The sequence below is a fragment of the Staphylococcus sp. HMSC062A01 genome, assembly GCF_001836805.1.
Classification (GTDB): Bacteria; Bacillota; Bacilli; order Staphylococcales; family Staphylococcaceae; genus Staphylococcus; species Staphylococcus haemolyticus.
On the sequence record NZ_KV830640.1, the window covers coordinates 23559 to 44660 of the forward strand.

19 protein-coding genes and 1 riboswitch are annotated in these 21102 nt (G+C 32.4%); of the genes, 5 read left to right on the forward strand and 14 right to left on the reverse strand.

The window, feature by feature from the left end:
- Positions 1-26 precede the first annotated feature (26 nt).
- The 5 genes from HMPREF2715_RS09190 to HMPREF2715_RS09210 form a co-directional block, all read right to left on the reverse strand.
- On the reverse strand, positions 27-1541 hold the full coding sequence (locus HMPREF2715_RS09190; RefSeq protein WP_070581422.1) for a peptide MFS transporter: 1515 nt from the start codon (positions 1539-1541) through the stop codon (positions 27-29).
- Positions 1542-1708: 167 nt separating this feature from the next.
- Entirely contained in the window at positions 1709-3223 is a 1515-nt protein-coding gene (locus tag HMPREF2715_RS09195; protein ID WP_070581423.1) for an ABC transporter permease/substrate-binding protein, read from the reverse strand.
- Positions 3220-4188, reverse strand: a complete 969-nt coding sequence (locus HMPREF2715_RS09200; RefSeq protein WP_070581424.1) for an ABC transporter ATP-binding protein — start codon at positions 4186-4188, stop codon at positions 3220-3222. The genes HMPREF2715_RS09195 and HMPREF2715_RS09200 overlap by 4 nt, the downstream gene beginning before the upstream one ends.
- 184 nt (positions 4189-4372) lie before the next feature.
- Positions 4373-6151, reverse strand: a complete 1779-nt coding sequence (gene recQ / locus HMPREF2715_RS09205) for a DNA helicase RecQ (RefSeq protein WP_070839894.1) — start codon at positions 6149-6151, stop codon at positions 4373-4375.
- Positions 6152-6165: 14 nt separating this feature from the next.
- Entirely contained in the window at positions 6166-8046 is a 1881-nt protein-coding gene (locus HMPREF2715_RS09210) for an ABC-F family ATP-binding cassette domain-containing protein (protein WP_070441819.1), read from the reverse strand.
- Positions 8047-8165: 119 nt separating this feature from the next.
- On the opposite strand from HMPREF2715_RS09210, the gene HMPREF2715_RS09215 reads away from it, so the two are divergent.
- Complete coding sequence (locus HMPREF2715_RS09215) at positions 8166-8984, forward strand: ZIP family metal transporter (RefSeq protein ID WP_070441822.1); 819 nt, start codon at positions 8166-8168, stop codon at positions 8982-8984.
- A gap of 218 nt (positions 8985-9202) precedes the next feature.
- Here HMPREF2715_RS09215 and ltaS read toward each other — a convergent pair whose 3' ends face one another.
- The 7 genes from ltaS to HMPREF2715_RS09250 form a co-directional block, all read right to left on the reverse strand.
- Positions 9203-11140, reverse strand: coding sequence for a polyglycerol-phosphate lipoteichoic acid synthase LtaS (gene ltaS, locus HMPREF2715_RS09220; RefSeq protein WP_037548486.1), 1938 nt, complete (start codon positions 11138-11140; stop codon positions 9203-9205).
- Between the two features lie 538 nt (positions 11141-11678).
- The gene (locus tag HMPREF2715_RS09225) at positions 11679-12683 is read right to left on the reverse strand and encodes a 5-oxoprolinase subunit C family protein (protein ID WP_070581427.1); all 1005 of its coding nucleotides are present in this window, start codon (positions 12681-12683) and stop codon (positions 11679-11681) included.
- Entirely contained in the window at positions 12671-13387 is a 717-nt protein-coding gene (locus HMPREF2715_RS09230; RefSeq protein ID WP_070581428.1) for a 5-oxoprolinase subunit B family protein, read from the reverse strand. The genes HMPREF2715_RS09225 and HMPREF2715_RS09230 overlap by 13 nt, the downstream gene beginning before the upstream one ends.
- Positions 13388-13411: 24 nt before the next feature.
- Complete coding sequence (locus HMPREF2715_RS09235) at positions 13412-13618, reverse strand: hypothetical protein (RefSeq protein ID WP_037548483.1); 207 nt, start codon at positions 13616-13618, stop codon at positions 13412-13414.
- 57 nt (positions 13619-13675) lie between these two features.
- Positions 13676-14284 (reverse strand): aminotransferase class IV, encoded by a 609-nt coding sequence (locus tag HMPREF2715_RS09240; RefSeq protein WP_070839897.1) that lies wholly within the window; start codon positions 14282-14284, stop codon positions 13676-13678.
- On the reverse strand, positions 14285-15430 hold the full coding sequence (locus tag HMPREF2715_RS09245) for a chorismate-binding protein (RefSeq protein WP_070839899.1): 1146 nt from the start codon (positions 15428-15430) through the stop codon (positions 14285-14287). It lies immediately after the preceding gene.
- Positions 15414-16007 (reverse strand): anthranilate synthase component II, encoded by a 594-nt coding sequence (locus HMPREF2715_RS09250; RefSeq protein WP_070581431.1) that lies wholly within the window; start codon positions 16005-16007, stop codon positions 15414-15416. The genes HMPREF2715_RS09245 and HMPREF2715_RS09250 overlap by 17 nt, the downstream gene beginning before the upstream one ends.
- A gap of 155 nt (positions 16008-16162) precedes the next feature.
- Positions 16163-16209: riboswitch (PreQ1 riboswitch) on the forward strand.
- Positions 16210-16368: 159 nt separating this feature from the next.
- On the opposite strand from HMPREF2715_RS09250, the gene queC reads away from it, so the two are divergent.
- The 4 genes from queC (at position 16369) to HMPREF2715_RS09270 (ending at position 18893) form a co-directional block, all read left to right on the forward strand.
- Positions 16369-17040, forward strand: a complete 672-nt coding sequence (gene queC / locus HMPREF2715_RS09255) for a 7-cyano-7-deazaguanine synthase QueC (protein WP_070581432.1) — start codon at positions 16369-16371, stop codon at positions 17038-17040.
- Between the two features lies 1 nt (position 17041).
- Positions 17042-17461 (forward strand): 6-carboxytetrahydropterin synthase QueD, encoded by a 420-nt coding sequence (gene queD, locus HMPREF2715_RS09260; RefSeq protein ID WP_070678475.1) that lies wholly within the window; start codon positions 17042-17044, stop codon positions 17459-17461.
- Positions 17461-18177, forward strand: coding sequence for a 7-carboxy-7-deazaguanine synthase QueE (queE, locus tag HMPREF2715_RS09265; protein WP_070441847.1), 717 nt, complete (start codon positions 17461-17463; stop codon positions 18175-18177). Before queD ends, queE begins: the two co-directional genes overlap by 1 nt.
- Before the next feature lie 104 nt (positions 18178-18281).
- Complete coding sequence (locus tag HMPREF2715_RS09270; RefSeq protein WP_070581435.1) at positions 18282-18893, forward strand: DUF2273 domain-containing protein; 612 nt, start codon at positions 18282-18284, stop codon at positions 18891-18893.
- Between the two features lie 50 nt (positions 18894-18943).
- Here HMPREF2715_RS09270 and HMPREF2715_RS09275 read toward each other — a convergent pair whose 3' ends face one another.
- Complete coding sequence (locus HMPREF2715_RS09275) at positions 18944-19933, reverse strand: glycosyltransferase family 2 protein (RefSeq protein WP_070441853.1); 990 nt, start codon at positions 19931-19933, stop codon at positions 18944-18946.
- A gap of 163 nt (positions 19934-20096) precedes the next feature.
- On the reverse strand, positions 20097-20936 hold the full coding sequence (locus tag HMPREF2715_RS09280; RefSeq protein WP_070441856.1) for an aldo/keto reductase: 840 nt from the start codon (positions 20934-20936) through the stop codon (positions 20097-20099).
- Positions 20937-21102 lie beyond the last annotated feature (166 nt).

The window sequence follows — 21102 nt, forward strand, 5'->3', positions numbered from 1 at the left end:
ATTGACTAGTTATAATTTATATTAACTTAATGTACACCATTCATCGCTCTCTTAACCATTGGAGAAATAGCTACTAAGATAACACCAATAAGCAGTGTAAACAATCCTGAGTATAAGAAGAACTCTTTCTCACTAATAATCTTAAATAATACAACGATTTGGCTATTGAGACTTTGTGCAGTAGCGTTACTGAGCATCCACAATGCCATCATTTGTGCAGAGAACTTTGCAGGTGCTAGTTTAGATGTTACAGATAACCCTACCGGTGAGATACATAATTCACCTAACGTGATTAAGAAGAAACTTAACACTAACCATATAGGGTGAATCAAATGCGCATCACTATTCAAAGGTATAATCATAACTAAATATGATAAACCTGCAAAGATGGCACCCAATGCAAATTTATATACTGTATTTGGATTATGTCTGCCTAATTTAGTCCATAAACTAGCAAAGACAGGTGCTAACATAATAATAAATACTGGATTGACAGACTGGAACCAAGCTGCTGGTATGTTGAAATCTAACACACCATTAGTCAATTTAGCTAAGCTAAGTTCTGTCTTCTGGTCAGCAAAGTTAGCCAAAACGGTCGAACCTTGTTCTTGAATCATCCAAAATGCAACAGACGTAATAAACAACGGTATGTAACTATAAATTCTAGAACGCTCTTCTTTGTGCGTCTTATTACTTGATAACATATAAACAAAAATACAAATTGGTAACACGATACCTATAATCGTTACAATGACACTGAAACTAGATAAACTCAATTTTCCAATAAATTGCAAGATAAGTAGGATAATTGCGAAAATTATTACGACAGTACCAGTAATAATTGATAATTTTTTGATTTCTTCTTTTCGAAGTGGGTTAGGAACGCTTAAACCAGCCAATCCTAGATTCTTTTTATTTGTAATAAAATAAGTGACTAATCCGATGAACATCCCTATAGCTGCTACCGCAAAACCAAAGTGGAACCCTAGTCTTGTTTGTAAGTAACCTGTCGCAAATGGTGATAGAAAACTACCTAAATTGATACCCATATAGAAAATAGTAAAAGCAGCATCTAAACGTCTATCATTATGGTCATATAATTCACCAACTGTAGTTGAAATATTAGGTTTCAATAAACCTGTACCAATAATAAGAAGTAATAGTGCTAACATTACTACTGTTAAACTACCTGGTATCGTTAACATGATGTGACCAAACATAATTAATATGCCGCCATAAAATAATGCATGTCTTGTACCAATGATTCTGTCTGCTATCCAACCCCCGATGGTACCAGACATATAGATGAGTGCACCATATAATGATACGATTTGTAACGCTGTACCCTGCGGTAAGCCGAAGCCACCTTTACTAACTGAATAGTACAGATAATAAGCTAGAATCGCTTTCATACCATAGTAACTGAATCGCTCCCAAAATTCAGTAAAGAATAGTGTACTTAAACCTTTGGGATGTCCAAAGAATCCCTTTTGAGGCACACTCTTAACAATTTCTTGTCTCGAATAATTTCTAGTATTCACATTCTCCCTCCTAAAAACATACACGCTTTTTGTGTATTTATAGAATAGTGTAATTAAAAATAATTCAGATTACAATTGTATTTACAAATTTTGCTCTGTAAAAAAAGAACAAAACAACGAACTCATGATTAATTCGTTGTCTTGTTCCAACATTTTCACGTGACTATTTATTTTACTAAACCTTCTTTTTTAAGATAATGTTTCGCAACATTATATGGATCTTCATTTTTCACGGTAACTTTGTAATTCATTTCTTGCATCTCTTCATCTGAAATTTTACCCTCTAATTTGTTGAGCGGTTTTTTTATTTTTGGATGTTGTTTTAAGAATTTTTCTTTAAACATTGGTGCACCTTGATATGGTGGGAATACGTGTTTATCATCTTTTAAGACTACCATATCATATTGTTTTAATTCTGCATCTGTTGAATAAGCGTCAATTAAATTAATGTTATCTTTTTCTACTGCAGTATAGCGTAATTTAGGCTCCATTTTTTTAACATTAGATAAGTTGAGACCATAAGCTTTCGACACAGCTTTATAACCATCAGGTCGATCATTAAATTCCATAGTGAACCCTGGTTTAATTTTATCTTCAACCTTTTTTAAATCACCGATTGTTTTAATATTATTTTCTTTAGCAAAGTCTTTCTTCACCGCTAAAGCATACGTATTATTATATTTCATAGGTTTTAACATCGTCATGTCATATTTCTTCTCTAGACTTTGTTTAGCTTGTTGATATACTGCATCTTCTTTTTTGGATTTTAAATCTTCTTTAGTTAATTCACCTAAAACTGTCCCTGTAAATTCTAAATATCCATCGATGTCGTCTGATTTTAATGCATTAAATAGGAATGATGTTTTACCCATACCATCTTTAACATCAACTGTATCATCCGTTTCATCCTCAATTAAAATTTTGTACATATTCGTAATAATTGAAGGTTCTGAACCTAATTTACCTGCAAGCGTAATTGTGTCACCTTTTTTACCGAAAAGAGGTACAACAACGACTAATAGTATAATAAGAATCATTGCACCTACAGTGATTAGTAGTTTCTTATAAGATAATTTCTCCATATAACGTAGTATTAAATCAAACATAATTGCGAGTAGTGCAGCAGGAATCGCTCCGATAAGGATTAGAGACGGATTGTTACGGTCAATACCTAGTAAAATTAAATCCCCTAGTCCACCAGCACCAATTAATGCGGCTAAAGTTGCTGTACCGATAATTAGAACCATAGCAGTACGAATACCGGCCATCATCACTGGCATAGCTATTGGCAATTCTACTTTAGTCAAACGACGCATCGGTTTCATACCAATACCTTTTGCTGCTTCAATAAGAGACGGATCAACTTCTTTAATGCCAGTATATGTATTTCTCAAAATTGGCAACAGTGCATACACAACTAATGCAATAATAGCTGGCACGCGACCAATACCAAATATTGGAATCATTAACCCTAATAATGCCAATGACGGAATAGTTTGTAATATAGCAGCTATGTTCATAACGACTTCAGATAACCGCTTCGTCTTTGTTAAAGCAATCCCTAATGGCACGGCGATTAAAATTGCGATTAGCAGTGCAATAAATGAAATTTGGATATGTTCCAAGATGGTCGTAAGTACTTCGCCTTTACGATCATTGAGTGTGCTAAATAATTCGCTCATGCTTTAACCCCCTTGTCATTGTCTATCTCAGATAAATACTTAAAGATATCTTCACGTTTTAAGAGTGATTGCGTGGAGGTTGATATATCATTAACAATAACCGCTTCATATTGGACTAATGTAGAATAAACTGAACGTAATTGCACATCACTATTGATTTCCGGATAATCATGGTGTGTTTCTTTTTCTGTGAGTGGCGAAGTAATATTAAGATCTTTCAACTGTAAGCTTTCTTTATCTTGTTCTAAATGGCTTCCCATAAACTCTTCTACAAATTTACCTTTAGGCTGATTACGGAATGCTTGTGGTGTATCTATTTGCTCAACATGTCCATTGTTAAGTAAACAAATTCGATCACCTAACTTCATAGCTTCTTGAATATCATGCGTTACAAATACAATTGTTTTTTTGATTTTAGTTTGTAATTCTATTAAATCATCTTGTAGTTTTTCGCGACTGATTGGATCCAGTGCACTAAAAGGTTCGTCCATCAATATAACTGGTGGATCTACAGCTAATGCTCTTACTACACCAACCCTCTGTCTTTGACCACCTGATAATTCATCTGGTTTACGATTTCGATATTTTTCAGGTTCTAAACCAACCATTTCAAGTAATTCGTCAACACGTTGATCTATATCTTTATCTTTCCATTTTTTCATCTGTGGAACCTGTGCAATATTCTCTTTAATGGTCATATGAGGGAAAAGTGCGATTTGTTGCAACACATATCCAATATCCCATCTCATTTCATAAACAGGATAATCGCTTATTGGTTTATCTTTAAAATAAATATAACCTTCACTTAACGGAATAAGTCTATTAATCATTTTCAAAGTAGTTGTTTTACCACACCCTGATGGACCTATGATTACAAAAAACTCACCCTCATTTATTTTAAAACTTACATCATCAACTGCCACATTATCCCCATAGCGTTTTGTTACATTTTTAAATTCAATCATTTAGTCACCTTCATTTGCTCTACTTATTCAAATAGTCTGCATTCTTATTCCCTATTTAAACATGTTTAATGAGGAATTCATATTAAATTAATCTAAATATAGAAATTACATTTAAAATTAATAATGTGATAATAGAATAAAGGTAAGGTTCGCTACAGAAATAGTAACAACCTTACCTTTCACTTTATATACTCGCTTTATATGAATGTATAATTTCTAAGAATTTTGGACAATAATGTTTCAATTTATAGCTACCAACACCATCTATTGATATCATTTCTTGTTTGGATTCTGGCTTGCGTTTAGCAAACTCTTCTAACGTGTAATCAGAAAAAATACTAACCGGTGCAATATCCAATTTCTCACTTAACTTACGTCGAACTTCAACTAATTCACTGTATAATGCTCGATCTACGCCTTCAACTGTATTGATATAGACTTTTTCTTTGGATTTTTGTTTAAATGGTGTCGTAAATACTTTCTCTTTATTGTTAAGTAACTTTTTAACACTTTCATCACATATTAAGATTTCATCATTTTCGTTTAAAAACCCTTTGAAGCGCAATTCATCAATTAAATGACTTAATTCCGAAGTGGTATAATCTTTCATCAAACCATATGTCGTCAACTTATCATAATCATTATATTTAATATAATCACTTGTTTCTCCACGCAATACTTGAATGATTACGCTATAGCTTTCTTTTTGACGCATGCGTGCGATACAACTAATGATCATTTTAGCTTCTTGCGTCATATCATATGTTTTATTTTGTTGAATGCAGCTACTACATTGCCCGCACTCTTCTAATTTTTCGTTAGGTTCAAAGTAATGTACCACAGTCGCTTCAAGGCATTTTTTCGTTTTCGTGTATTGAATCATTTTAGTGAGTTTCTCACCCATTTTATCTTTATAATCTTCATCAGCCTGTGAAACTGTAATAAAATATTCATGCAATCCTTTATCACGTTCACTAAATAAAAGAATGCATTCACTTTCTAGTCCATCACGACCTGCACGGCCTGCCTCTTGATAATATGATTCTAAATCACCTGGCATATTATAGTGTATAACGTATCTAACATTTGATTTATCTATCCCCATACCAAAAGCATTTGTCGCTATAACAACCTTCACTTTATCATATACAAATTCGTTTTGAGCAGTCTCACGTTCTTTATTTGTTAAACCCGCATGATAAATTGACGAAGAAACATTGATAACATCTAATACTTCTTGTAATTCCTCAACTTGTTTACGTGTAGAGCAATAGATAATTCCTGCTTGTTCTTTATGTTTCTGCACATAATCTACAACAAATTTCTGACGTTGATAGGTAGGATTCACTTTAAAAATAAGATTCCGACGTTTCGTACTTGTTTTTACTTCATCTCGTCTATCGATGTTTAACTTTTCCATAATATCTTGTTGTACTTCTGCAGTAGCTGTTGCTGTTAGTGCAACGATTGTAAAGTTTTGAGGTAACGTGAATACTTTCTTAATTACACTTTGATAACTAGGTCTAAAGTCATGCCCCCACTTAGAAATACAATGTGCCTCATCAAATGCGATAAGATGAATATCAATTCGACTTAATAAACTTAAAAAATATTGATTATCGAAACGTTCTGGCGCAACATATAAAAACTGAATATGACCTTTCATTAAATCATCTTCGATTTCTTTTTGTTGCTTCTTAGTTAAACTACTATTTAAGAATGCTGCTTTAATCCCCATTGCTTTAAGTTGATCAACTTGGTCTTTCATTAAAGATATTAGTGGACTAATTACAATTGTCGTTCCACCTAACATTAATCCAGGAACTTGGTAGCAAATTGATTTACCACCACCTGTAGGTAATACACCTAAAACATTATGATGATCCATTATTTTAGTTATGATTTCTTTTTGACCAGGTCTGAACTTGTCATACCCAAAATAATGCGATAATGTTGCTTCCATACTTTACATTCCCCTTATTGCTCTTTTAGTTCTTCTAATTCACTCCATCTCGTGATGTCTGTTTCATATGTTAGTTCTAATTGTTCTTTCTCTTCATTTAATTCTTTGATTATGGCATAATCAGCACTGGCCTCAATCATCTCTTCATCTATTTCTTCTAAGCGTGTTTCAGTTTGTTCTATACGATCCATTAAAGTTTCGTATTCTCGTTTTTCCTTATAAGACAACCCTGATTTTTTTCGCACCGTTGTTTTTTGTTTTGGTTGTTGTGCTTGTTTCTCTAGTGCAACTAATTTATCCTGCTCTTTCTTATAAGACTCATAATCTTCAAAGGCACCTACAATACGTTCCATCTTTCCGTCATGAATATACCAGTACTCTTGAGCGACTTTATTTAAAAAATAGCGATCGTGACTAACAGTTATAACTGAACCACCGAAACTACTAATATAATCTTCTAAAATAGTTAATGTTTCTGTATCTAAGTCATTTGTCGGTTCATCCAGTAACAGTACATTAGGTTGATGCACGAGTAATCTTAATAAATATAAGCGTTTTTGCTCTCCGCCTGATAATTTGTATATCTTCTTACCATGTGTTGAGCTTGGGAACAAGAAACGTTCTAGTAATTGAGTTACAGAAATTGAAGTACCATCCTTCTCTTTAGCCACTTCACTCTCTTCTCGTAGGTAATCAATCATACGTATATCTCTATCTAACGTTTCTTCTGTTTGTTTAAAGTATGCTACTTTTACAGTTTGGCCAATTTTAAGTGTGCCTGTATAATCGTTCTCTTCTCCGCTTAAAATATTTAATAACGTGGTCTTTCCAGCTCCATTTGGCCCAACTATACCAATACGTTGCCCACTTTGAATAATTTCAGTAATATCTTCAAATAATGTTCTGCCGTTAATTTGTTTTGAAAGTTGTTCCAACTCATACACTTGTTTGCCTAATCTTGAATACGCTAGATTCAGTTGCCCTTTATCTTGAACGTGTTGAGCTTGTACTTCTGATTCCAAATCATTAAAACGATTGATTCGCGCTTGTTGCTTTGTCGTTCTTGCCTTGGCGCCAGCTCTCATCCAAGCTAATTCTTGTTTATATAAAGCCTTTTGTTTTTCTTGTTGTTTTTGTTCAATAATTTCATTTTCTGCTCGCATTGCTATGTAGTCTTCATAATTACCTGGATAAGATTTTAATTTACCTCGATCTAATTCAATGATTCTACTCGCAATTTCATTTAAAAAGTAACGATCATGGGTTACGAACAATACAGTATGAGGGTACTGCTTCACATAATTAATTAGCCATGTTATGGATTCAAAGTCTAGGTGGTTTGTAGGTTCGTCTAATAATAATAAATCAGGTTGTTCAATAAGCGTTTTAGCTAGCACAACACGTTTTTGTTGACCACCTGACAGTTCGTTCACCTTTTTAGTCGTATCATTAATACCTAGTTTAGATAATATGGTTTTAATTTCAGCATTATAATCCCATGCACTATTTCGGTCCATAGCCTCTTGTGCTTCCATCATCTTTTGAAAATGCGCGTCATCTTGTTGTTGTGTATATGCATTAACTGCTTCTTCGTAAGCTTTTATAATTTGAAGAGTCGTTGTGTCTGAGCTAAGTACAGCTTGAAAAACAGTCATATCTCCATCTAGATCCTGCTTTTGAGAAGAATATCGTATACGATATTGATTAGGATGCGTAATATCAGCTGTATAATCATCATCTATATTCCCGATAACTTTAAGTAGAGTGCTTTTACCAGTACCATTTATTCCAACCAATCCTATTCTTTCATGTTCAGAAATAGATAGGTTTAAATCATCGAAAATGATTTTATCCGCATATGATTTATTTAAGTGCTCTATTTTATACGCTTCCATGCATCTACTCCCTTTTCCAAATCGAAATATCGAATTTTTTAAATATTTTTGATAAGCTTAAATCAGTTCTATATATTATACACCTTTTTAGGCTTAAATGATACAAGGAGACAAGAGTTATGATTGACTTTTTCGAAAATTTACCGCCTTATTTACAGGCGCTTTTAGCAGGTATTATTACTTGGCTACTCACAGCATTAGGTGCTGCTTCTGTATTTATATTTAAATCCGTAAATGAACGAATACTAACATCTATGCAAGGATTTGCTGCGGGCATTATGATAGCTGCCAGCTTTTGGTCTTTATTACAACCCTCTATTGACTATGGTAAAGATGGTAGTTTACCTGCTTGGTTACCTGCTGCAATTGGCTTTTTATTTGGTGGTATCTTTATACGTGTCCTCGATTCAGTTATTCCTCATTTACATCAAAGAATTGGCGATAAGAGTCAGTACCGCGAGGGTGTTAAGACTTCTTTAAGTAAGAATACATTATTAGTACTAGCTATTACGTTACATAATATTCCAGAAGGACTATCGATTGGTGTTGCTTTTGGTGGTATAGCAACTGGAAATAGTCAAGCTACATTCCTAGGTGCTTTAGGGTTAGCAATTGGTATAGGAATACAAAACATTCCGGAAGGTGCAGCATTATCTATGCCTATTAGAGCGGCAGGCGCGTCTCGTTGGAAAGCGTTTAATTACGGACAAGCTTCTGCGATTGTAGAACCTATCTTTGCTACTATTGGCGCTGCATTGATTTTAGTTATTACACCTGTTTTACCTTATGCATTAGCTTTTGCAGCTGGAGCTATGATATTCGTTGTTGTTGAAGAACTTATACCTGACTCACAATCTGGTAACAACACGGATTTAGCAACACTAAGTCTAATGTTAGGCTTTACAATTATGATGATTTTAGATGTAGCGCTTGGATAAAATTTGCAATTATCACAGATATTTAAATTAACTATTAATCAGCAATTATTTAAATTACAACATCATTTAAGACATGTATCTATAGCATCAACTATATATTGCAACTCAACATGTTGCACATAATCAAAATCATATTAAAAAAGACAATTTCTATTTATTTCAATAGAAATTGTCTTTTTTCATTAGTCTAAAAAATTTATATTATAGACTCTACTTGATTATTTTTGGTTCCCTTTAGGACCAGTTTTGTATTCATATTTAGACGGGTCAATTTTTTTGAAATCAGGATTTTTATAGAATCTGAGCAAGTCACCATTTAAGACATTGTCACTCATTTCTAAATCTTTCTCAACCTGTTTCTTATTCTTATCTAAATCTTTAGGTTCCGTTTCTAATAATTCATTGGTTTTATTAGAATATGCTTTACCGTTTACATATTTGTAATCTTTCGTAATGAAATCACCATTACGGAATGGAATTACATCATTATGATCTTTAGATAACATGTCAGTACCAAACATTAAGAAGTTTTTAGAGTCAATTCCTACTAAATGTAATATAGTAGGCATAACATCCATTTGACCAGCATATGTCTTATCTACTGTACCTTCTTTACCAGGAATTTTTAGCCAGAAACCTGTACGGTTTAAGTCCATAAATTTCGCTGGCGTAATCTTTTCACCTAATAATTTTTCCATCGCATTATTATGGTTCTCTGAAATACCATAATGGTCACCATAAATCATAATAACTGAATCGTCGTATAAACCTTTCTTCTTAAGATCTGTTACGTACTCTTCAAGTGCTTGGTCTAAATAATGCGCTGTTTGAATGTAACCATCAACAGTTGAATCACCTGTATTAGGTTTATCAATATCTGCATCTTCCTCACTCAATGTGAATGGGTAGTGGTTTGTCAATGTAATTAAGTGTGAATAGAATGGTCCTTTCATTTTAGATTGATATTCTGCTGACTCTTTAAAGAACGGTTTATCTTTTAAACCTAAGTTAACAATATTATCGTCAGACATATCATAATATGTTGCATCGTAGAACTTATCAATACCAAAATGTTTATAAACTTGGTCACGGTTCCAGAATGTTTTGTAGTCACCGTGCATAACATCAGAAGTATAACCTTGCTTTTGATCTAATATAGCAGGTAATGATTGGTAAGTATTATCACCTTTTAATGAATATGCAGAACCTTGTGGTAAACCATAAAGGCTGTTATCCATTGTGAACTCAGCGTCTGATGTTTTACCTTGACCAGTTTGATGGAAGAAGTTTGGATAATATCTAAAATCTTCGTTACCTGTCGATAATTTATTTAAGAACGGTGTTACTTCTTTACCATTAACCTTTTTATTGATTAAAAAGGTTTGGAAACTTTCTAGATGTATTTTAATAATATTTTTCTTCTTAGCAGCACCAAAATACTCTGAATTTGGTGTTGTATTTTTTTGTTTCGTGTAATTCAATACTTTAGTTAGGTCATCTTCAGAAGCCAATGCTTTTTGTTGGTTATTCTGGATCGTTTTAACGCCATCATAAACTGTAAAGTTATATGGACCTAAATACTTCACTAAATATTTATGGTCAAACGTACGTGTTAATAACTCAGGACGATCTGTTTCAGCAAAAGCTAAGTTCAAGAAGAATAATGCTACTGAAGCAGCCATTACAACCGGTACAAACTTTTTACTGAAGACACGCTTATCTAACCAACTTCCTTTGAAAATAAGGATAAATAGATAAATAATAGTATCTATAAAGTAAACAAAGTCATACCATTTAAATGATGCCCCAACAGCACCACCCATAGACTCAACATTCCCCGCTTGATTAAGTGTACTAAATGTTAAAAAGTCTGAGAAGAATCTAAAATAAACTACATTTGCATATAGCAAGAATGATAGTAAAAATCCTCCAATAAAGATGAACCAATATGCTTTTTTTCCTTTAAAGAATAAGAACACACTTAAAATAAGCGCGATTAAACTATATGGATTCATCAATAGTATTAAGTTTTGAACTAGTCCTTTAACACCCAAAGAAAAATCAACATAATATGAAAAATACGTCTTCAATGTCACTGTAAAAACAGTCAGTAAGAAAAACGCAAAAAGACTTATTTTCTTTTTGTGTAAACTCATGTATGTTTCCTCCGTTTATAGTTATTCAACTTTGAAGAAATGTTAAAGACTTAACCGAAGACTTAAACACTTACTCAAATATGACCGTTATGCAATTACTTACTAATTTTTAAATTTCGCTATTTTAATTTATTAAGAATATGTCATACACATACATTAAATACAAACGATAATTCACTCTTACATATTTGTCCCATTGACGAACTATCCGTTAGTAATGCCTTATGTATACATTGTTGAATGCTATTCTATTTAATTATTAATAAAATATTAACAAATTATGAACTTTGTAATATTATTGTAATATTGCCCGTAGTTCAATATATAAATATATAGTATTTTTACTCATTTATCAAGAAAAAACATCTTTATATATCGACATCTCAATAGTTTGTCACAAATATATATAAGTATAATGATGACGCACTGATTTATTTATTATAGTTTCTTATATGATATTTTTAATCAGACTATAGACTTACTCAATCTATTAAAAAAAACGTTTAAATAAGTCGTACATTTAATTAATTATTAACAGTTATTTCATCATTTCTAATTGCATTCTGAATTCAATGCCGTGAAACAGTTGATTCATCCAATTGCTAAATTTTACAACATTTTTTTCAGCGGTTTCAATATCAATAAATTGGAATTTCAAACGTGACCCTTGTGGTTTCTGTGCAAGTTTAGTCAAATGATAACTCGCAATCGTTCCAATTTGGGGGTAACTTCCTATTGTATAATGATCGTTTAATAAGATAATCGGTGTACCATCTCTTTTAACTTGAATCGTTCCTCTTTTAACAGATTGATGTGCAGGCATATCATCGTAATATGCTTTTATCTTCTCACCATCTAATAACATACCAACACGATTTGATTTATTAGTTACTTTATATTCGCCTTTAATAAAATGGGATTGCGTTTCCTTATCAAAGTCTTCAGTACCTTTATTAGCGATAACATGAAACACGTCAGAGATATAGTTGAACGACAATGCATAACCATCAATCCCCCAATCAGTAGTACGCTTTTCTTTTAGATTTTCAAACAACTTATGATGACGTTCAGTATATTCTCTTTTCATTTCAACTTCATCGCCATTTTCAAGTTTACGCCCGTGATAGCCACCAATGTGAACATTTAAATCTGTAGAATTCGAACCTAGCCAATTGTCTAATTTAAATCCTCCACCTATAGCAAGATATACACGTGACGTTTTATTTGTTTCTTTAAAAGATAACACATCATCTTTACCTAAAAGGTATAGTTTATAAGGTTTTACTCGCAGGTTTTGTGTATAAGCTTCAAAATTTTGACCTGTTAATGCAATTAAAGTAGGTTCGGTGAATCGAATTTTCGCCATAATATGTGTCATTTCAAGTGTTGCTTCATTCTTGTCATTAGCGACAAGACGATTTGCTATTTCATGACCTAGCGTGTCTAAAGCTCCACACGGAATAACACCTGCATATTCATATCCATGACGCCCGAAATCTTGAAAGCTACTAAACAATCCGGCTTTTTCTATTATGATTGACATGGTTTAAATTCTCCTAATTCAATATCTTTGCGTTTTTCTGGTTTGAAAGTGACATTATCTCCTAATTTTAGCAGTGTAAAATCTTCTTGTTCAGGGGTAAATAACGTCATAGGCGTGTACCCTATCACTAACCAATCATTATATGTATCAGTTGTAACAATCCCACATTTTTTCCCTTCAATAATAACTGAACCTGCAGTAACAAGTTTCTTCTTATTACTTGTATGATTAACATACAATGCTTCATTCATTCCAGTTAAATATGGAAAACCAGGAGCATAGCCCATCATAGAGACAAAGTAAGCATTATCAGAATGTAATTGAATAAATTCATCTTTTGTTATTTTGTAATACTCTAGCAAGTCCTGTAAATCGGGACCAAATTCATCACCATAAATAATAGGAATTTCATAGGTCGTGCTCTCATCTTTGTTCATTTCTAATTGTTTTATTTCTTCCTGTATAGATGTTACTAATGCCTTCATATATTGAAAAGGTGAAGTAATATTATGATGTTTAATCATATCTCGAGCATCATAGCAAATCATCATATCTGATTCAGTAGGAACAATTTCAGTTATAAATGGTAAATCTTTCTTTAATAAATGATTACGTACTGCGATTAACTCAGTTGTTACATTTTTAGATACTTCTTTTTCAACCGCAATTACAATTGCTTGATCTCCCTGACTATAAATCTTCATAACTCCACCTCAAAATAATTATATTTAGTGATGATAAAATATATTTAGAAAATCAACCACATAAGGAATGATTGAATTAATTAAAAAATAAATGAATACACATTGAATTAAAACGGTAACGGTTGCCACAATACGTGCCTTAATGAGTGCATTATTATTTAAATATCGATCTGCTAAATATTTACTTATCACATTTAAAATCACAATAATTACAACCCATAATATTGCCATAATTCACTCCGTTAGTTCGTTTTTATCAATAAATACGCATATACTTCCAATATTATTTTATAGATAAATAGACACATCGGCAACCTCTCGTAAACTATTTAGTAAATAGATACGTACCTGCTGATTATTTAATTTCTCGCTGAGTTCTGTTTTAGTATAATTTTTGATTGAAAGTTTTCCTTCATCTATAAGAGATTGACGCATGCACCCCAATAAAAAGTCGTTGTCATAACTCGGCGTATAGTATGTACCATCTTCCTCTATCATGATATTACCAATATCAAATTCCAGAATTTTACCTTTTTCATCATATAATAATATTAAATCTGTCTCATGATTGTGTGCTAAATGCTGGCGTTCTGTAGTTTTGTTAATGATATATCGTTCGTTATAATGCGTTTGAACTTGCTGAAATTTAGCCGTAAACAGCGACTTTTGAGATAAAGGTTTAATTACATAATTCATATCGCCAGTTTTATCTATTTCTATTTTAAGCCGGAACGTGCCCTGTTGATGATTTTTTATAACCTCTTTTACAAGATGTAACCAGTTCTCCTTTGAAAAGGCATAACCCAAACGTCCACATGATTGTTGTATTCGATTAGTATGATATTGAAGTCTTGGAATTTCACCATTTTCCAGACGCATCGTTTCAAACAAGTTCATTTATAACATCTCCAATATCTTTGTTTTATCTCGAAACTCTTGTACTTCTTTTTCAGGTATAGAATCAATTGTAATACCTGCACCCACACCGTAATGAACTTTCTCATTTCGATACTCAAGCGTTCGAATTGGAATATTAAATATCATTTTATCATCCGGAGATAATAATCCAATTGTGCCACAATAAATATTTCTAGGATTAGGCTCAAGCGCTTTAATGTATGACATCGTATTAAGTTTCGGTGCGCCCGTAATGGAACCACATGGAAACAGCGCTTTTAAAATATCAGTCAAACTCGTTTCAGCTTCTAATTGACCCGAGACCATACTCGTCATTTGATAAACAGTCTTATAACTTTCTATAAAGAATGGCTTATTAACGTGTATAGTTCCTGGCTTAGAAATTCTAGAAATATCATTACGCAATAAATCAACAATCATTACATTTTCAGCACGATCTTTAAGAGAGTTCTTCAATATGTCATGATTCATCAAATCTTCATCTTTATTAATACTACGTGGCATTGTCCCCTTCATCGGTTTACTTACGACTACATTTTCTTGGTTATTAAATGCCCCTTTTTGAAAGAATAATTCAGGAGAAATTGAGGCAACTTTAATCTCTTCTACATCTAATAATGCAGTATAACCACCATTATTTGTCTGGGTTAAATAATAATATAAATCGGAGATTGGGTAATGGATATCACTAACTAAACGTGTTGTATAGTTCACTTGATACGTTTCTCCATCAGTGATTGCGTCTTGAACTTGTTTGATCTTATCTTGCATTTCTGCATCACTCTCCAAAAAGCGAAACTTATGTTTAGGTATGTAGCTTTGTGAAAGATTGTTAGACAGATGTTTAGCCATATTAGGATTGAAACTATATGCAAGAGCTATGACTTGATTATTATCCAATTCATGCGTAGCCATTTCTTGATTAAAAAATTTTGCCGCTTCATATGTAAGATAAAGTGCTACGTAACGTCCGTTTGATTGTTCATCTTGAGCAAAGCGAACTACTGCACCGATGTCATTCAAAGTGTAAGCCACCTTTTTAGAGGCATACGTGTCAAAATTCAATGCTACTGTTTCAAAATGGTCAGGTGTCGTATAGTATCGATAATTAAATGCGATTTTCATAGTCTATCCCCACTTTTTCTAAAAATAGTCGTATCTGTTCATGACCATATTCACTTAAAATAGATTCAGGATGATACTGAACGCCATAAATAGGATATTTATTATGTTCAAAAGCCATTATAATCCCCTCTTCGTTATAAGCTGTCATATTTAAAACGGTAGGAATATGATTTCTATCTGCAATGAGTGAATGATATCTCATTACTTCAAACGATTGAGGTAGTCCTTTAAATAGTCCAGTTCCTCTATGAGTTAATGTTGTGGTATGACCGTGAACCGGCTTTAATCCATGAATAATTGTACCTCCATAATATTCATAAATAAATTGGAAACCTAAACAGACACCTAATATAGGAATTTCACCCTCAAATTGATTCATAATTTCAGTTAAAATTGGATAGTCACTAGGTTTACCTGGACCTGGCGAGATGACAATTGCCTCTACGTTAGATGACCTTAATAAATCAACGGAAACGTCATCTACCTCGTATACAACTATCTCTTTATCAGTTTCTGTCTTAAAATAATCTATTAAATTATATGTAAATGAATCTTTATTATCTATAACTATAATCATTTATGTCGCTCCAACTCTATGTTAAATAACTTCATCTATAACCTTATTATAATTAATAATTATTTGGAAATGTAAGGGTTTACTATTTATATTGCTTTAAAATATAGCTTGATTTTAAGAAGTGAATATATTACGCTAACTAGCGTACTAAAAACTCAAAAGAGGTTCCTAGCTGAAACCCTCTATAAAAAACTAGACAATAATCGAAATATTTAGTTTGAAGGTAACATTACTTTTATATAACTAGTTGCAATGTTTCTAAGTCTATCTTTTTTATAGAGATAGACTTTTTTATGTTCTCATGGCTAGGTTAGAGACGGCATAAAGTATGATCTAATCTTTTCAAAAAAGGAGAATATTCATGACAAAGCAAAATTTAAACAAGGACAAAGCCATTGTAGTATTTAGCGGAGGGCAAGATAGCACAACGTGTTTATTTTACGCTAAAAAACATTTTAAAGATGTTGAATTGGTAACATTTAATTACGGTCAACGACATGATGCAGAAATTGAAGTTGCTACACGCATCGCAAAAGAGCAAAATTTAAAACATCATATTTTAGATATGTCACTATTATCACAATTAACTCCAAACGCCTTAACACAACATGATATGGACATTGAAACTGGTGAAGACGGTATTCCAAACACGTTTGTACCAGCACGTAATTTATTATTCTTATCATTTGCTGGTGCATTATCTTATCAACGCAATGCCAAACATATTATTACCGGGGTTTGTGAAACGGACTTTTCAGGTTATCCAGACTGTCGTGATAGCTTTATTAAATCAATGAATGTAACGCTTAGTTTATCTATGGATAAAGACTTTGTTATTCATACCCCTTTAATGTGGTTAGACAAAGCACAGACATGGGAACTTAGTGACGAATTAGGTGTTCTAGATTATATTCGACACAATACACTTACATGCTATAACGGTGTTATTGGTGATGGTTGTGGAGAATGTCCAGCATGTCAATTAAGACAACGTGGTCTACAACATTATTTAGAAATAAAAGGAGCGAATTAAAATGATTCAACAACTTTATCCATCAGTTACCCACCCCTATAGTTTTGAACTTAATAAAGATTTTAATTTTTCAGCCGCGCATTACATTCCAAGTGAAGATGCCGGTAAATGTATGAGAACACATGGACATACTTACTTTGTTAATTTAACAATTGCAGGGGATAAACTCGATCATAATGGTTTTTTAATCAATTTTAGTGATTTAAAAAAACTAATCCACGACCAATTCGATCACTACTTATTAAATGATTTAACTCAATTTAAAGATAAGAGTCCTTCAACTGAAGTTGTAGCTCAAACAATATATAAAATGGTCCAAACTCATCTACAAAACTGTGATAATCAACCTCAATGTGTTCAAGTTTATCTACGTGAAACGCCGACTAGTTATGTCGTATATCGCCCAAAGGAGTATAAATAATGGCTGCTAAAATTCCAGTACTAGAAATTTTTGGACCTACGATTCAAGGTGAAGGACGTGTTATAGGTCGCAAAACGATGTTTGTTAGAACTGCAGGCTGTGATTATCGTTGTAGTTGGTGTGACTCTGCTTTCACTTGGGATGGAAGTGCTAAAGAAGACATTCAGTTAATGACAGCTGAAGAAATATATAATCAACTGAAAAAAATCGGCGGTGACCGTTTTGATCACGTTACGATATCTGGAGGTAACCCAGCACTAATTAAAGGTATACAAGATTTAGTGGATTTATTTGAAGAAAAACAGATATACACTGCTTTAGAAACTCAAGGAAGTAAATTCCAACCATGGATGAGACAAATTAACGATTTAACTATAAGTCCTAAACCACCAAGCTCCAATATGAAAACTAACATTGACATATTAGATAGTGTAATCGAACAATGCATTGAATCAACACTTAATTTAAAGGTTGTTATTTTTGATGATGATGATTACGAATTCGCCAAAATGATACATCATCGATACCCAAACATTCCTTTTTACTTACAAGTAGGTAACCCCTACCTAGATGATGATGTTGACAACCATACAGAGAAACTTTTGAGTCGATATGAAGCATTAGTTGATAGAGTGATGGCTAGTAATGATATGAACCAAGTTTATGTTTTACCACAGTTGCATACGTTACTGTGGAGTAACAAAAAAGGTGTTTAATAATTACTTTATAAATGAAAAATATTTTTTAAGTGTTTTGAAATGATTAAGTTTGTTTTAATTGGTATAATGTTCTAATGAACTATGTGAGATAGGAGTACAGCATGATTATATATGTATTGATTAATATCGCCGTAGTGCTTGGTGTACTCGGCTTTGACTTATATAAGCACCAATTCAAGCAACTTAAATTTAGCTCCGTATTAATAGCAATAACGATTAACGCTTTAATTAATGCTATCGTCATCGACAAATTTAATTTTATAACATTATGCTCAATCGCTTTTTTTATATGTTGGTTGGGACTTCAATATTACTTGAATCATCAACACTATACACTTATTATTTATGAGTATAAATCGATTGCCTTGATATTTTCTATCATAATAAGTTGCTCATTATTTATTACCTATGGATCAAGTGATCAATCCATTTACATGTCTGTTCCATACTTAGCGCCAACAATATTCTTAATAGGTGCTAGTGCGATATTTTTAGGTACTTTCTCTAGAGGAGAACTTGGAATTTTTAAATTTATAAAAAAGCTTAAGTTTCCAATTACTATAGGCTATATGCTTATTATAATTTCGATTGTATTATTAACTATTTTGACACCATTCTGGTATATCTTCTTAATCATTTATATTCTTTTAGGTATCTATCTAGCATGGCAACTTAAAAATACTAATTTAAAACATCATATAGAAAATAATTAAACGCTTGAAGTTTCATCATTTAAAACTTCAAGCGTTTATTTTGATTTTTATTAATGTACTTTTTCTTTCTCTTGCTCTACTACTTTGAGATCGTGCGTTGGTTCTTTTAAATTTGATGCTTGCACAATATATTTAGGTCGTTGCTTAACTTCATAGTAAATTCGTCCAATATATTCACCTACTACACCAATAGAAATCAATTGAATTCCGCCAATAAGTAATACCGCAGCTATCGTTGTAAAATAACCAGGATTATTAATGCCATTGACCATTATACCTATCAGCAGATACAAGATATAAACGATACTTAAACTGAATATCGTCATTCCTAGATAAATCATCGCACGTAAAGGTTTATTATTAAATGAAATTAGCCCATCAATACCATAATTTAATAATTTAGTGAATGTCCATTTAGAATGACCCGCTTCTCGTTCTACATTTTGATATGTAAAGATTTTAGTATTATAACCAATCCATTCAAATAAACCTTTTGAAAAGCGATTATATTCTTTAAGAGAAGCCATTGCTTTAACTGCACGCTGACTCAATAATCTAAAGTCACCGACACCATCTATGAATTCAATGTCTTCGACAAAGCTATTTATCAATTTATAATATAACTTAGTCATTGACTTACGGGCTATGTTCTCTCCTGTTCGATCTCGCTTAGCAATAACTTGGTCATACCCTTCTTGGAATCCTTCTATCATTTGTGGAATGAATTCTGGTGGATGCTGTAAATCTCCATCTACCATCACCACAGCGTCACATTTCACACTATGTTGAAAACCAGCTATCATTGCTGATTCTTTACCAAAATTTCGGCTGAAAGAAATATATTTAACATGCAGATCTAAGCTTGCTAAATGTTGAACATGGTCGATTGTGTTATCTTTACTACCATCGTCGACAAATAAAAGGTCATAATCATACCCTTTGTCCAAGCTATCTTTCATCAAAATTTCAGTCAATTTGTCGTAAGTTTTTGTTACGACTTCACCTTCGTTAAAACAAGGCACAATGACTCTGATTTTCATTAAATTACATCCTTTTCATCATTCTTAGTACTATTTTATCAATAAAATAAATAACTATTCTACTAAAAACTATGTAATTAACAAATAATTAATAAAAATTAAATAAAAAATATACAATCATTCTATAATTTTCAATGTCTGATTCCATTTAATAGAAACCAATTTATTTTAAATCACCTATACTCACTTCATCAGGATCTTTACCTTGACGCGCATTGCGATTTAAACTATCTATTTCAGCTATTTCTGTTAGTTCTAGGTTGAAATCAAATATATCATGATTTTCTCTTATACGTGATGGTGTTTTAGATTTTGGAATGACAACACGATTATGTGCCACGTGCCAACGTAATACGATTTGCGCTGGTGTTTTATCATACGCTTTTGCTAGTTTTGTTATAGTAGGATCGTCTAACAATCCTCTGTTTCTCATTAATGGCATCCATGCAGTAACTACTATATCATGCTTATCACAGAAATCTTGGACTTCTTGTTGATTAAAGTAAGGATGTACTTCAATTTGATTAACTTGAGGTACAATATTAGTTTCACGCATTAATTTTTCTAAGTGATGCACTTTGAAGTTACATACTCCAATTGCTTTTATTTTACCTTCTTCATATAATTTTTCTAATGCCTTATATGTTTCAATATAAAGTTCATTTTTTTCGCAAGGCCAGTGAATTAAATATAAATCGATATATTCTAAACCTAAATTATTTAATGAGCGATTAAAATATTCAAGTGTACTATCATAACCTTGATGGTCGTTCCATAGTTTAGTTGTAATAAACAAGTCTTCACGAGGCACTCCACTATTTTTTAGTGCTTTACCGAGTGCTTTTTCATTGTTATAAAAATATGCTGTATCAAATGCACGATAACCATCATCTAATGCAGCTTGAATCGCTGTTTCCATTTCTTCATCTGTAACCTTATAGACACCTAAGCCAAGTCTCGGCATCGGATAACCATTGTTTAAAATTTGTGTGTCATTTACCATAATATATTCTCCTAACGTTCTTGATAATTTTTAATCTATTAATAATTAGGATAACTCTAATCGAGTGTATTGAACAATTAAAAGGACTGGGACTGAATTCTTTAGAATTCGTTGTCCCAGCCCTCAAAATTGAAAAGAACTGAGAAACACTTCATTTAGAGCGCCT